The 12,445-nt window shown below is 69.9% G+C and carries 13 protein-coding genes; 9 read left to right on the plus strand and 4 right to left on the minus strand.

Going from position 1 to position 12,445, the window contains the following annotated elements; genetic code table 11:
- Positions 1-1,596, plus strand: coding sequence for a sensor histidine kinase (locus CRYAR_RS44075; RefSeq protein WP_084701402.1), 1,596 nt, complete (start codon positions 1-3; stop codon positions 1,594-1,596).
- On the opposite strand, the gene CRYAR_RS35775 is transcribed toward CRYAR_RS44075, so the two are convergent.
- Entirely contained in the window at positions 1,578-2,216 is a 639-nt protein-coding gene (locus CRYAR_RS35775) for a TetR/AcrR family transcriptional regulator (protein WP_035857613.1), read from the minus strand. The genes CRYAR_RS44075 and CRYAR_RS35775 overlap by 19 nt on opposite strands.
- 68 nt (positions 2,217-2,284) lie before the next feature.
- On the opposite strand from CRYAR_RS35775, the gene CRYAR_RS35780 reads away from it, so the two are divergent.
- The 4 genes from CRYAR_RS35780 (at position 2,285) to CRYAR_RS35795 (ending at position 5,479) form a co-directional block, all read left to right on the plus strand.
- Entirely contained in the window at positions 2,285-2,992 is a 708-nt protein-coding gene (locus CRYAR_RS35780) for an ABC transporter ATP-binding protein (protein ID WP_051571377.1), read from the plus strand.
- The gene (locus tag CRYAR_RS35785) at positions 2,989-3,735 is read left to right on the plus strand and encodes an ABC transporter permease (protein WP_051571378.1); all 747 of its coding nucleotides are present in this window, start codon (positions 2,989-2,991) and stop codon (positions 3,733-3,735) included. Before CRYAR_RS35780 ends, CRYAR_RS35785 begins: the two co-directional genes overlap by 4 nt.
- A 68-nt stretch (positions 3,736-3,803) precedes the next feature.
- The gene (locus CRYAR_RS35790; protein WP_035857615.1) at positions 3,804-4,691 is read left to right on the plus strand and encodes an ATP-binding cassette domain-containing protein; all 888 of its coding nucleotides are present in this window, start codon (positions 3,804-3,806) and stop codon (positions 4,689-4,691) included.
- Positions 4,688-5,479, plus strand: coding sequence for an ABC transporter permease (locus CRYAR_RS35795; protein ID WP_035857618.1), 792 nt, complete (start codon positions 4,688-4,690; stop codon positions 5,477-5,479). The genes CRYAR_RS35790 and CRYAR_RS35795 overlap by 4 nt, the downstream gene beginning before the upstream one ends.
- A 123-nt stretch (positions 5,480-5,602) precedes the next feature.
- On the opposite strand, the gene CRYAR_RS35800 is transcribed toward CRYAR_RS35795, so the two are convergent.
- Together CRYAR_RS35800 and CRYAR_RS35805 are read right to left on the minus strand one after the other, a co-directional pair.
- On the minus strand, positions 5,603-5,896 hold the full coding sequence (locus CRYAR_RS35800; protein ID WP_035857620.1) for a GlsB/YeaQ/YmgE family stress response membrane protein: 294 nt from the start codon (positions 5,894-5,896) through the stop codon (positions 5,603-5,605).
- Between the two features lie 205 nt (positions 5,897-6,101).
- The gene (locus CRYAR_RS35805; RefSeq protein ID WP_051571379.1) at positions 6,102-6,719 is read right to left on the minus strand and encodes a DUF4245 domain-containing protein; all 618 of its coding nucleotides are present in this window, start codon (positions 6,717-6,719) and stop codon (positions 6,102-6,104) included.
- Between the two features lie 167 nt (positions 6,720-6,886).
- Here CRYAR_RS35805 and glpX point away from each other — a divergent pair, with 167 nt between their 5' ends.
- Positions 6,887-7,912, plus strand: a complete 1,026-nt coding sequence (gene glpX, locus CRYAR_RS35810; RefSeq protein WP_035857622.1) for a class II fructose-bisphosphatase — start codon at positions 6,887-6,889, stop codon at positions 7,910-7,912.
- The gene (locus tag CRYAR_RS35815; protein WP_035857624.1) at positions 7,909-8,883 is read left to right on the plus strand and encodes a carbohydrate kinase family protein; all 975 of its coding nucleotides are present in this window, start codon (positions 7,909-7,911) and stop codon (positions 8,881-8,883) included. Before glpX ends, CRYAR_RS35815 begins: the two co-directional genes overlap by 4 nt.
- On the opposite strand, the gene CRYAR_RS35820 is transcribed toward CRYAR_RS35815, so the two are convergent.
- Complete coding sequence (locus tag CRYAR_RS35820; RefSeq protein ID WP_035857626.1) at positions 8,876-9,574, minus strand: TetR/AcrR family transcriptional regulator; 699 nt, start codon at positions 9,572-9,574, stop codon at positions 8,876-8,878. The two genes, CRYAR_RS35815 and CRYAR_RS35820, sit on opposite strands and share 8 nt — an antisense overlap.
- 65 nt (positions 9,575-9,639) lie before the next feature.
- On the opposite strand from CRYAR_RS35820, the gene CRYAR_RS35825 reads away from it, so the two are divergent.
- Positions 9,640-11,094, plus strand: a complete 1,455-nt coding sequence (locus CRYAR_RS35825; RefSeq protein WP_035857628.1) for an MFS transporter — start codon at positions 9,640-9,642, stop codon at positions 11,092-11,094.
- Positions 11,095-11,103: 9 nt separating this feature from the next.
- Entirely contained in the window at positions 11,104-12,438 is a 1,335-nt protein-coding gene (locus CRYAR_RS35830; protein WP_035857630.1) for a serine hydrolase domain-containing protein, read from the plus strand.
- Positions 12,439-12,445 lie beyond the last annotated feature (7 nt).

Consider the following 12,445-nt stretch of genomic DNA (forward strand, 5'->3'; position numbering starts at 1 on the left):
ATGATGACGCGGCTCTCGCTCCGCACCCGCCTGGTGGCGGTCGTCGTCGCGGTCACGATCTTCGCTCTCACCGCGGGCGGCGCCGCCACCTGGCTGTCGCTGCGCGCGTATCTCTACCACCGGGTCGACGGCAATCTCCAGGACATGGCGAACGGCCGCGAGCAGGACTTCAACCGGTGGACCGACTCCGACGGTGACATCTCGATCCCCCCGAACAAGGAGTACCTGCTGTACGGGGGGCCGGGTCCGGGCGGGCCGGGTGGCCAGCAGACCATCCTGCGTCCCGACGGCTCGGTCGTGAAGGTGGGGCTCGCGTCCGACACCAGCATCGTCCTGGACGACATCTTCTTCGCTCTCAGCAAGAGCGACGCCAACACGCTCATCGGGCACACCAGCACGCCGTACAACGTGACCGAGGCCGGCGGGACGGACCTGCGGGCGGAGTCCCGGACGCTCGCGAACGGCCTGACGCTCGTCGTCGCGCTGCCCCTCGGCGACGTCAACAACACGCTGGCCCGGCTTCTGCTCGTGGAACTCGCGGTGAGCGGGGCGGCCGTGCTCGCCGTGGTGGGACTCGGCGCGTACGGCGTCCGGATCGGGCTGCACCCGTTGACGCACGTGAGCAACACCGCCCACGAGATCGCGGAGAACCTCAAGCGGGACGGCAGCGGGCTGGAGCGGCGGGTGCCGCCGGGCGACCCGCGCACCGAGGTCGGCCAGCTCACCGAAGCGGTGAACACGATGCTCAGCGAGGCCCAGGTCGCCTACGCGCAACGCGTCGAGAACGAGGACCGCATGCGTCGTTTCCTCGCCGACGCCTCGCACGAACTCCGGACACCGCTCACCTCGCTGCGCGGGTACGCCGAGCTGGAACGGCTGCGTGCGGGCACCGTCGGCGCCGAGGACCCGGCCGCCACCCAGGACGCGCTGCGGCGGATCGAGACCGAGGGCGACCGGATGGCGCGTCTCGTCGACGACCTGCTGTTGCTCGCCCGCACCGACCAGGGCTCCTCGGCCCCGGAGCTGGGGCCGGTCCCGGTCGACGAACTCCTGGACGAGGCCGCCGACCGTGCGGGCGCCGCCCACCCCAGCCGCCCGTTCGTCATCGACACCCCGAACACCGGGCTGATGCTGGTCGGCGACCGCGAGGCCCTGCTGCAGGTGCTGGGCAACCTGATCCGTAACGCGGCGATCCACACGCCCGGCCCGCGTCCGATCCGGCTCGGCGCCCGCCCCGACGGCAGCACCGTGCTGCTCCTGGTGGCCGACGAAGGGCCCGGCATGTCCCCGGAGCAGGCCGACCACGCGTTCGAGCGGTTCTGGCGCGCGGATTCCGGGCGCACCAGGGCCACCGGCGGCAGCGGCCTCGGCCTGGCGATCGTGCACGCGCTCGTCGCCGCGCAGCACGGCACCGTCGGCCTGACCAGCGACGTGGCGACCGGCACGACCGCGCTGGTCCGGATGCCCGGCCTGCTCGACGACACCGGCCGGCTCGTCCACCGGCCCACGCCGGACTACTACCCGCAGCAGTACACCGACCCGGACACCGGCGCGTACCGCTCGGTGGGTACCCCCGACTACCGCCGACTGCCGTAGCCGGCCGGCACCCCGTTCTCCAGCAGCTCGAACGCGCGCCGGTAGGCACCGGCCGCCCAGCTCTTGACCTGGTCGAACGGCTCGTCGTCGAGGAGGAGGCGACGCGCCTCGGACAGCACGGCGTTCCGGGCGCCGGCGATCAGCCCGGCGACGACGAGCGGGGTCGGGTCGTCGTCGGTGGCCCCGGCCCCGGCCGCGATCGCCCGGGCCAGCGCGGCCTCGGTGCGCCCGGCCAGCTCCCGCTCACGCGCGCGGAGCGACGGGCTGCTCTCGACCAGCCGGAAGAAGTCCGTCGCGCCGTCCCACAGGCCGGTCGACCAGTCGTCGGTGGCGAGCCCGTCGAGGGTGTGCCGTCGGATCGCCTCCAGAACGCCCTCGCCCGGCCTGCGGTCGCGGACGATCGCGGCCAGCATGTCTTCCACCACGGCCTGCCGGTCGAAGAACAGGTCTTCTTTGGTCGGGAAGTAGTTGAAGACCGTGTTGACCGAGACGTCGGCAGCCCGTGCCACCTCGGCGACGGTGACGCCGTCGAAACCGCGCTCGGCGAAAAGGCCCATCGCGATGTCGGCGATCAACAACCGGGTCTGCGCTTTCTTGCGCTCACGCAGCGACGTCCCCATCCCGCGATCGTATCAACGTCAATTTTGGTGTCATTGCAAATTTGGTGTGACTCTGTTTTCATGACCGCATGATGATCTCCGTACAGGGTTTGCGGAAGGACTATCCGGGGCCCGTCACCGCAGTTCACGGGCTCGACCTCGAGGTCGGCGCCGGTGAGGTCGTCGGCCTACTGGGCCCGAACGGCGCCGGGAAAACCACCACACTGCGCATGCTGACGACGCTGCTGCGCCCCACCGCGGGCACGGCGACGATCGCCGGGGCCGACCTGATCCGCGACCCGGCCGCGGTACGGCGCCGGATCGGCACCGTCGCCCAGGGCGGCAGCACCGATCCGACCTGCACGGTGCGCGAGGAACTCGTGCTCCAGGCCCGCCTGCACGGCCTGTCCGGCGCGGCCGCCGGCACCCGCGCCGATGAGTTGCTCGCGCAGTTCGACCTCGGCGACGACCGGCCCACCGGCCGGCTCTCCGGCGGCCAGCGCCGACGCCTGGACGTCGCGCTCGGCCTCGTGCACCGCCCGTCGGTGCTCTTCCTCGACGAACCGAGCACCGGCCTCGACCCACGCAGCCGGGCGACGCTGTGGACCCATCTCCGCCACGCCGACGCGACGATCGTCCTCAGTACCCACTACCTGGACGAGGCCGACGCCCTGTGCGACCGGGTGGTCGTCATCGACGCGGGGCGGGTCGTTGCCGACGGCACCCCCGAGGCGCTCAAACGGGAGGTCGGCGAGAACTCGACGCTCGACGACGTGTTCCTGGCGCTGACGGCATGAGCGGGCGCGGGCGCGAGGTCCGGCTGGCGCAGTCGACCTGGGTGATCTTCGAGCGGTATCTGCGCCAGACCTTGCGTACGAAGATCGGGGTGGCGCTCGGCGTGCTGCAGCCGATGCTCTACCTGCTGTTCTTCGCCCCGCTGCTGGACTCGTGGCCGGTGTCGGTGCCCGGTCTGCTCGTCCAGCTGGTTCTGCTGTCGGCCGGGCTGGCCGGTTTCGGGATCATCTTCGACAAGCGGTTCGGCGTCCTCGACCGGATGCGGGCGACCCCGGCTCCCCGGCTCGCGCTGCTGCTGGGCCGCGTCCTGCGCGACGTCGTGGTCCTGCTCGTCCAGGCCGGGCTGATCGTCCTGGTCGGGTTCGCACTCGGGCTCCGGGTGCCGGTGGCCGGCGTCGCGCTGACGTTGTTGTTGCTGGTGCCGCTGGCCGGCGGGGTGGCCGCGGCGTCGTACGCCGTGGCGCTGCGGCCGGGGGCGGACGAGCTGTTCGCTCCGCTGATGAGCACGGTCGTGGTGCCGCTGACCCTGCTCTCGGGCGCGTTCCTCCCGATGACGCTCGGCCCGCGCTGGCTCGACGTGCTCTCCCGCCTCGACCCGTTCCGGTACCCGGTCGACGCACTGCGCGAGCTCTTCGCCGGGCGCTACACCAGCGGCCCCGTGCTGCTCGGCACCGCGCTGACCCTGGCGATCGCGGTGGGGGCGACCACCCTCGGGGTGCGCGCGTTCCGCTCCGACCCATCCTGAAAACTCCCTCGAATTCTGTCGGAGGGCAGATCTACCGTGTAGCGGTGCCTGTGGTGAATGCAATCGAAATGTCCGGCGTCGTCAAACGATTCGGGGCGGTGACCGCGGTCAACGGGCTCGATCTCACCGTGCCCGCCGGCATCTGCCTCGGGCTGCTCGGCCCCAACGGAGCCGGCAAATCCACCACGATGCGAATGCTCACCGGTCAGGCCCGTCTCGACGAGGGTGACATCCGGGTCCTCGGCTACCGGATCCCGTCCGAGTCCAAACACGCTCGAGCGCAGATGGGCCTCGTCCCGCAGCTCGACAACCTCGACACCGAGCTCACCGCGCGGGAGAACCTGTCGGTGTTCGCCCGGCTCTACCGTGTTCCGCGGGCGGAGCGCCGGGCCGCCGTCGATGCGGCGCTCGCGATCGGGCAGCTCGCCGACCGCGCCGACACGAAGGTCGGCGAGCTCTCCGGCGGCATGCGGCGCCGTCTGCTGATCGCGCGCGGGCTGGTCCACCGCCCGCGGCTGGTCCTGCTCGACGAGCCGACGGTGGGGCTCGACCCCCAGGTGCGTCAGGAACTCTGGGGCCTCATCGACCGGCTGCGACGCGACGGCACCACGGTGCTGATGTCCACGCACTACATCGAGGAGGCCGAGCGTCTGGCCGATGCGGTGGCGGTGGTCAGCAAAGGGCGGGTGATCGCCAGGGGCACCCCGGCGGAGTTGCTCGCCGGTCACGCGGGGCAGTCTGCCGTCGAGTACGCCGGCCCTCCCGACCGGCTCAGCGAGGTCGAACGCATCGCCGCTGCCGCCGGGATGTCCACCCGGCGCACCGGGCCCAGCGTCTCGATCCTGCGCGCGGAGGACATGCCGCCGTCGGTGGCCGCCGCGCTCGGGCCCGGCACCGCGCGTCCGGCCAATCTCGAAGACGTCTTCGTCACGCTCACCGGGGAGTACGTCGCATGAGCTCGCCCGAAAACCAGCGGCTCCGGTTCATCGAGCCGGCCGCACTGGCCGGTGTGGTCGTGCACGACCTCGCGGTGTTCCGCCGCTACTGGCTCAACGCCACGTTCTCCGCCGTGGTGGAGCCGACGATCTACCTGCTGGCTTTCGGCTTCGGCTTCGGCTCGCTGGTGTCGGTCGTCGCCGGGTACCGCTACCTCGACTTCCTCGGGACGGGAGTGGTGGGCACCTCGGTGCTCTTCACCTCGGCGTTCGCCGGCATGTTCCAGACCTTCGTCCGGCGGACGTTCCAGCACACCTACGACGCGATGCTCGCCGCCCCGGTCGACGTGCACGAGCTGGTGACCGGCGAGGCCCTCTGGATCGCGACGCGGGCCGGCGTGTACGGCTGCGCGCCGCTCGGCGTCGCGGTGCTGTTCGGGCTGCGCCCGTCGCCGGCGGTCGTGCTCGTACCGCTCGTCGGGTTCGTCACCGGCCTGGGGTTCTCGCTGTTCGGGATGTGGATGTCGGCCCTGGTTCCCAACATCGACAGCTTCAACTACATCATCTCCGGCGTACTGACCCCGCTCTTCCTCGTCGCCGGCACATTCTTTCCGTTGGACACGCTGCCGTCCTGGGCGCACACCGTGGCTCAACTCAACCCGCTCTACCACTGCGTCGAACTCGTCCGGCACTCGGTCTTCAACCGGCTGGGAGTTAACGATCTAGGGCACCTCGTGGCACTTATGTTTTTCGCTTGCGCCATGTGGGTAGGTGCCGTCTTTTTCCTTCGCCGGAGGTTGATTGATTGAAAACGGATCGGGAGGAATAGCCCGCGCACGGGCTCGCTAAACCAGCCGATTCGACGACGCAAAAGCGGCCGGGCCCGCTTCCCCGAAGGGAAGCGGGCCCGGCCGCGTGAGTGGTGCTGTGCGTCAGCGGGTCAGCGGACGACGACGGCCACCGCTACGGCCGTAGAGCCCGGCGACCAGGGCGACGCCCACGGCGGCGAGCACGACCTGGACGGCCAGCTCACGCCAGTCGATGCCCGAGGTGGCGGTCGGGATGCCGATCGCCCGAGCGAGCGCGGTGCCGAGGAAGGCAGCGATGATTCCGACGACGATCGTCAGCCAGATCGGCAGGTGCTGCTTGCCCGGAACGACAAGCCGACCCAGCGCGCCGACGATAGCACCGATGATCAGCGCCATAATGATACCGGTGATGGTCATGGCTTCTCCCTTAATAATCCCTGGAGGTTTACTCGCACCCTGTCGGGTTGGCGTTGACCATCTAATGCCCGGGGTTGCGCGCTCTCACACACCGGCCGAAAGAATTTTTTCGCCGGAAGCCTTTCTGCACGTAAAAGGCTCGGGTCGATTTGGGGAGCAGCGAAAGGAGGTCGGTAAAGTAACCGACATTCAGGACATTAACGACTTATTGCAAAGACTTGATCATCGTGCGTGCCGTATCGACCGACGAGTCACCGACCACGACCACCGTCACGTCCGGCTCGATCAACACGAAGGCGTTCTCTTTGCCCTCGCGTGCGGTGTACCGGGTCCAGCTCTCGCCCTCGATCTGCTCGACGCCGACCGGCGCACCGCGGTCGATGATGCTGGTGATCAACGAGTCGGCTGCGGCGTTGCTCTGCACGAGCTGCAGGTAACCGTCGTCGGGGATCGCGTAGCTCACCCGGATCGTGAACCGGCCGCCGGCGGCCGGGTTGTACACGGCCGTGGTCGGCCGCCAGTCGGCGACGCCCTGGGGCTCACGCACCCGGAACGCCTTCTCCGCCCGCGCGGTGTCGTAGACCCGCGCCGGGTCGACGGCCGGCGCGTCGGACTCCCGGGGCTGGAACAGCGCCACGATCGCGACCAGCGGGACGACCAGGATCCCCAGCGCGATGGCCAGGTTCCGGACGGTGGCGTCGGCCCGGGTCGGCTTCGACGGCGGCACGCTCGTACCGGCGTCCGTGCTCATCCCGACCGTGACGTGCGTGGGCTCCGGGGCGGTATCCACGATGTCGACGATCGGACGCTCTTCGCTGGCCATACCCCTATCGTCGTACACCCGGGCCGTACCGCCCACCCGGGGCACGCTGAATCGAAACACCCCGGCCCCTCCCGGTGGCATACGCCACGTACGGCCTCATAGCCCCGGGCACGCGTAGTCCGTTCTGCGAGGATGAGGCCCCCGCCGTCCGTTGATGGGAGACATTCATGTCGCTCGACACCCAGCCCCAAGCTCCGGACCGGAACCTCGCGCTCGAGTTGGTCCGAGTCACCGAAGCCGCCGCGATGGCCGCCGGACGCTGGGTCGGCCGAGGCGACAAGAACGGCGGAGACGGCGCTGCCGTCGACGCGATGCGCCAGCTGATCAACAGCGTCTCGATGCGTGGCGTCGTCGTCATCGGCGAAGGCGAGAAGGACAACGCGCCGATGCTCTACAACGGCGAGGAGGTCGGTGACGGCACCGGCCCCGAGGTCGACGTCGCCGTGGACCCGATCGACGGCACCACGCTGATGGCCAAGGGCATGCCGAACTCGGTCGCCGTGCTGGCCGTCGCCGAGCGTGGTGCGATGTTCGACCCGTCCGCCGTCTTCTACATGGAGAAGCTCGCGGTCGGCCCGGACGCCGTCGGGGTCATCGACATCAACGCGCCGATCAGCGAGAACATCAAGCGGGTCGCGAAGGCCAAGCGCACCGGCGTCCGCGACGTGACGGTCTGCATCCTCGACCGTCCGCGCCACGAGAAGCTCGTGCACGAGATCCGCCAGACCGGCGCCCGTATCCAGTTCATCTCCGACGGCGACGTGGCTGGTGCGATCTCCGCGGCCCGCGAACAGACCGGCGTCGACCTGCTGGTGGGAATCGGTGGCACGCCGGAGGGCATCATCGCCGCGTGTGCGATGAAGTGCCTGGGCGGCGAGATCCAGGGCAAGCTCTGGCCGCGTGACGACGAGGAGCGCCAGAAGGCCCTCGACGCCGGTCACGACCTGGACCGCGTCCTCACCACCGACGATCTCGTCCGCGGCGACAACGTGTTCTTCTGCGCCACCGGCGTCACCGACGGTGAACTCCTGCGCGGCGTCCACTACCGGCGCGGCGGCGCGACCACCGAGTCGTTGGTCATGAGGTCCCGCAGTGGCACGATCCGGACCGTGGGAAGCTGGCACTCGCTGGAGAAACTGCGGGCATACTCGCTGATCGACTTCGGACACCGCGGCGACGACGAGGACGAGTGACCACAAACCTGATTACGGTCGTTGGCGAGAACATCATCGACCTGGTTCCAGACCAGGGCGACGATGCTCCTTACCACGCGCGCGCCGGTGGCAGCCCGGCCAACATCGCGGTCTCGCTGGCCAAGCTCGGTTCCCGGGCCGCACTCGCGGCCCGGGTGAGCCGGGACGTCTTCGGTGGGCGCATCCGCACCCGCCTGAGCGAGGCCGGCGTGGACAACCGCTACCTGGTCGACGCGGCCGAGCCGTCGTCGCTGGCGGTCGTGACGTTCGACGAGGAACGCCGGGCGAGTTACGACTTCTGGCTCAACGGCACGGCCGACTGGCAATGGCGCGACCGCGACCTGCCGAACCCGCTCGACGAGGACGTCGTCGCGCTGCACATCGGCTCCCTCGCGGCGTACCTCTCGCCGGGCGCCGAGGCGATCGAGCAGATGATCGCCCGCGAGGGCTACCGCGGCCGGGTGACGCTCAGCTACGACCCGAACATCCGCCCGACGATCATCGCCGCGCCCGACGGCTCGCTGGACGCCGCCCGGGTGCGCACCGAGCGCCTGGTGCGCCTGGTCGACGTCGTGAAGGTCAGCGACGAGGACCTGGGCTGGCTCTACCCCGACGCCCCGCCCGAGGACGCGGCCGCCGAGTGGGCCGAGAAGGGCCCGGCGCTGGTGGTCGTGACCCGCGGCGGGCAGGGCGCGCTCGCGATCGGGCGCTCCGCCACCGTCACCGTGTCCGCGCCGAAGGTGGACGTCGCCGACACGATCGGGGCCGGTGACTCGTTCGCGGGCGCGCTGCTGCACGCGCTCGGCGTCCGCGGGCTGCTCGGACCGGGAGGAGCCGATCGGATCGCCGGACTCGACCCGGAGACGCTGACGGCGATCATCCGCACCGCGACCACGGCAGCCGCGCTGACGTGCACTCGAATCGGCGCGGTTCCGCCCACCGCCGAGGAACTCGAGGTCGCGCTCAAGTGAGCTTGGCGGCCAGACCGTCGAGCATCGTCTCGAGTCCGTAGTCGAACGCGTTCTGATCCGCGCCATCGTCCACGGCGCTGAACGCCGCCACCAGGCGGGGATACGGCGCCGCGGCAGCGAGGGTGATCGGCTTTAGGCGCTCGTTCCACTCCTCTTCCGTGAGGCCGCTGCGCGTCAGCGAGGTCAGCCAGGCGGCCTCGCTGACTCCGGCACCGATGATGTAGGCGAGGAGCGCGGACAGCGCCTTCTCGGCTTCGCCGAGTGAGAAGCCGGCCTTTTCGAAGAGGCCGAGCATGTGGTTGCTCAACCGCATGACGTTGGGGCCCAGATAGGAGAGGCCTACCTGCCCGAGCACCGCGGCGATCCACGGATGCCGGGTGACCATCGCCCGCACCGAATGGGCGCAGGCGGTGAGGCCGGCTCGCCACTCCACCTCGAACGAGAACGCGTCGACTTCGCCGTAGACCTCATCGATGACGAACTCGATCAGCTCGTCTTTGCTCGCCACGTGCCGGTAGAGCGATGTTGCTCCCGCACCGAGCTGTTTGCCCAGGTTACGCATGCTGAGCGCATCGAGGCCTTCGCTGTCCAGCAGCTTCACCGCTTCGGCGACGATCTGCTGCCGGCTGAGCGTCGGCTGCTCCCGCCCTCGCTTCGGCCGGGCCCAGACCGACGGAATCTCGCTCGTCATTCCCCCAATCTAGCGCACGCCGTTCGCTATTGATTCGCCGTTCGCACTGTGCGTACAGTGTGCGCATGACGGAGACAGTGTTCGCACGGCCAACATCGGACCGACGCCGTTGGTGGATTCTGGTAGTGCTGGCTCTCAGCACGCTGGTGCTGATCATCGACAACATGGCGCTCACGGTGGCGGTGCCGCCGCTGGCCGCGGACCTCGGCGCGAGCGCACCGGACATCCAGTGGGTACTGGACTCCTACCTCCTGGTGTTCGCCGGTCTACTGCTCACCTCGGGCAGTCTCGGCGACCGATTCGGCCGCCGACGGGTGATGGTCATCGGTTTGACACTCTTCGGTGCGTCGTCGCTGCTCGCGGCCTTCGCGGCTGATCCGACCCAGCTGATAACCGCCCGGGCGGTGATGGGCGTCGGCGGCGCGCTGATCATGCCGAGCACGCTCTCGATCCTCATCACGGTGTTCGACGACACCGAGCGCCCGAAGGCGATGGCTGTCTGGAGCACGGCCGCAACCGTCGGCTTCGTCGGCGGCCCAGTGGTGGGCGGCGCGTTGATCGCGTGGTTCTGGTGGGGCGCGGTGTTCCTGATAAACGTGCCGATCACCCTGATCGCGATCGTCGCCGCTCTCGTGCTCATGCCGGAGTCCAAGGGGCCGTGGCGCAAGGCCGACCCGCTGGGTGCGGCGCTGTCCTCGATCGGGATGACCGCCGTCGTCTGGACGATCATCGAGCTGCCGCACGACACCAACGTGCTCGTACCGCTGACGATCGGCGTCACGAGCCTGGGCGCCTTTGTGTTCTGGGAGCTGCGCACCCCGTCGCCGATGGTTCCGCTCGGGCTGTTCAAGGCACGCAACTTCAGCGGCGGCAGCCTCGCGCTGACCCTGTCGCAGGTCGCCAACGGCGGCTTGAGGATCGTCGTCACGCAGTATCTGCAGTTCGTGCTCGGCTACTCGCCGACCCGAGCGGGCCTGACGTTCCTCCCCATGGCGATCGGTTCGCTGACCTGCAACTGGCTCGGCGCCACGCTCGGTCAGACGGTGAGCAACCGGTCGCGGGTGGCCATCGGCCTGACGCTGTACGCGGCCGCGTTCGGCTGGATGTCGACCTTCTCGCCGGACGCCGGTGTCCTGACCGTGAGCGCGGCGCTGTTGGTGCTGGGCTGCGGTGGCGGGCTGGCCGTGCCCGCCGCGATCGCGGCCCTGATGGGCACTGTCCCACCGGAGCAGGCCGGTGTCGGGTCCGCGCTGAACGACACCGTCCAGCAGTTGGGGGCGGCCCTGGGCGTCGCCGCGCTCGGCAGCCTCGTGAGTGGTGCGTTCGTCGCGGCCATGCCCGACGGTTCGCCCACCTCGATCGGTGACGCCGTCCGAGTGCCCGCCCTCGTCGGTGCGGCTGGAACCGCCTTCACCGACGCGATGTCCACGACCTTCGCCATCAGCGCTGCGGCCGTGCTCGCCGCAGCCGTCCTCGCACTCGTCGTGATGCGCGACCAGAAGACCCTCGTCGCACTCTGAGAGGAAAACATGAACAACTGGCAGAACCGGCTCGACGCTCTGCGCGCCGCGAATCACGTCCCGGGCGCCTCGCTCGCCGTGCTGGCCGACGGCGAGATCCACGAATGGGCCAGCGGCGTGCTGCACCGGGGAACCGGCGTCGAGGCCACCACCGACTCGGTGTACCAACTCGGTTCGGTGGCCAAGGTCTACACCGCCACCCTCGTGATGACGCTGGTCGAGGAGGGGAAACTCGACCTGGACCGGCCGGTCGTCGACGTCCTGCCGGAGTTCGCCACCGCGGATCCGGGCGCCACAAAAGCCATCACGCCGCGGCAGTTACTCAGCCATACCAGCGGATTGACGTGCGACTTCATGTACGACGGCGGACGCGGCGACGATTGCCTGGCCAACTACGTCCGCGCCGCGCAGGGCGTGGCGATGGACTGTCCGCCCGGCGTCGCGGTGTCCTACAGCGGCGTCGGGTACGTCACGCTCGGCCGGATCGTCGAGGTGCTGACCGGCCAGACCTGGGACGAGGCGCTGACGGAGCGCGTCTTCCGGCCGCTCGGCCTGACCCACTCGATGACCCTTCCGGAGGAGGCGTTGAGCTTCCGGGCTGCGATGTCCCACCTCGGCCAGCCGGGGGCCTACCCGGAGCCGGCGCCGGCATGGGACCTGATCCCCCGGGCCGCCGGACCGGGCGCCCGCGTCATCGCCTCCGCCGGCGACGTCGTCCGGCTCGCCGGCCTGCACCTCAGCGGCGGCGCCGGAGTGTTGCGTCCGGAAACCGTCGCGGCCATGCAGCAGCGGGAAGTCGACGTGCCGGACAAGTGGACGGTCAGTGCCGACGGCTGGGGCCTCGGCTGGACCCTGTACGACTGGGACGGCCGGTTCGGTTACGGCCACGACGGCGCCGCGGTCGGGCAGTACGCGTACCTGCGGGTGATCCCGGACGCCGGCGTGGCGATCGCGCTGACCACCAACGGCGGCGGCGCCCGTCAACTCTACGCGGACCTGTTCCGTGAGCTGTTCGAGGAGCTGGCGGGGATCACCATGCCGGAGCCGTTCGGACCGGCGGAGCGGCCGCCCGCGGTGGGCATCGGCTCCCGCGCCGGGACGTACCAGCGCGAAGGCGTCCTGATCACGGTGACCGAGGACGCGCACCTCACCTACGAGTTCGTCGACGGCATGAAGGACCTCTCGCCGCCGATCGAGGCCGAGTTGGTGCCCGTCTCCGAGACGGTGTGGGCCGCCACCGGTGCGGGCCCGTCGTTCAGCGAAGGCTGGATGCCGGTGGTGTTCGCCGAACTGGACGGGCACGACTACTGCTACATCGGGATGCGCGCCGCGCCCAGGATCTGAGCGCGGC

The organism is Cryptosporangium arvum DSM 44712, assembly GCF_000585375.1.
Taxonomy (GTDB): domain Bacteria; phylum Actinomycetota; class Actinomycetes; order Mycobacteriales; family Cryptosporangiaceae; genus Cryptosporangium; species Cryptosporangium arvum.

What these genes read in the sequence shown, in the direction of transcription:
- CRYAR_RS35830 (WP_035857630.1), top strand. Translation starts at nt 11,104, where the DNA reads ATGAACAACTGGCAGAACCGGCTCGACGCTCTGCGCGCCGCGAATCAC.
- CRYAR_RS35800 (WP_035857620.1), bottom strand. Translation starts at nt 5,896, where the DNA reads ATGACCATCACCGGTATCATTATGGCGCTGATCATCGGTGCTATCGTC.
- CRYAR_RS35790 (WP_035857615.1), top strand. Translation starts at nt 3,804, where the DNA reads ATGTCCGGCGTCGTCAAACGATTCGGGGCGGTGACCGCGGTCAACGGG.
- CRYAR_RS35795 (WP_035857618.1), top strand. Translation starts at nt 4,688, where the DNA reads ATGAGCTCGCCCGAAAACCAGCGGCTCCGGTTCATCGAGCCGGCCGCA.
- CRYAR_RS35825 (WP_035857628.1), top strand. Translation starts at nt 9,640, where the DNA reads ATGACGGAGACAGTGTTCGCACGGCCAACATCGGACCGACGCCGTTGG.
- glpX (WP_035857622.1), top strand. Translation starts at nt 6,887, where the DNA reads ATGTCGCTCGACACCCAGCCCCAAGCTCCGGACCGGAACCTCGCGCTC.
- CRYAR_RS35775 (WP_035857613.1), bottom strand. Translation starts at nt 2,216, where the DNA reads ATGGGGACGTCGCTGCGTGAGCGCAAGAAAGCGCAGACCCGGTTGTTG.
- CRYAR_RS35780 (WP_051571377.1), top strand. Translation starts at nt 2,285, where the DNA reads ATGATGATCTCCGTACAGGGTTTGCGGAAGGACTATCCGGGGCCCGTC.
- CRYAR_RS35805 (WP_051571379.1), bottom strand. Translation starts at nt 6,719, where the DNA reads ATGGCCAGCGAAGAGCGTCCGATCGTCGACATCGTGGATACCGCCCCG.
- CRYAR_RS35785 (WP_051571378.1), top strand. Translation starts at nt 2,989, where the DNA reads ATGAGCGGGCGCGGGCGCGAGGTCCGGCTGGCGCAGTCGACCTGGGTG.
- CRYAR_RS35820 (WP_035857626.1), bottom strand. Translation starts at nt 9,574, where the DNA reads ATGACGAGCGAGATTCCGTCGGTCTGGGCCCGGCCGAAGCGAGGGCGG.
- CRYAR_RS44075 (WP_084701402.1), top strand. Translation starts at nt 1, where the DNA reads ATGATGACGCGGCTCTCGCTCCGCACCCGCCTGGTGGCGGTCGTCGTC.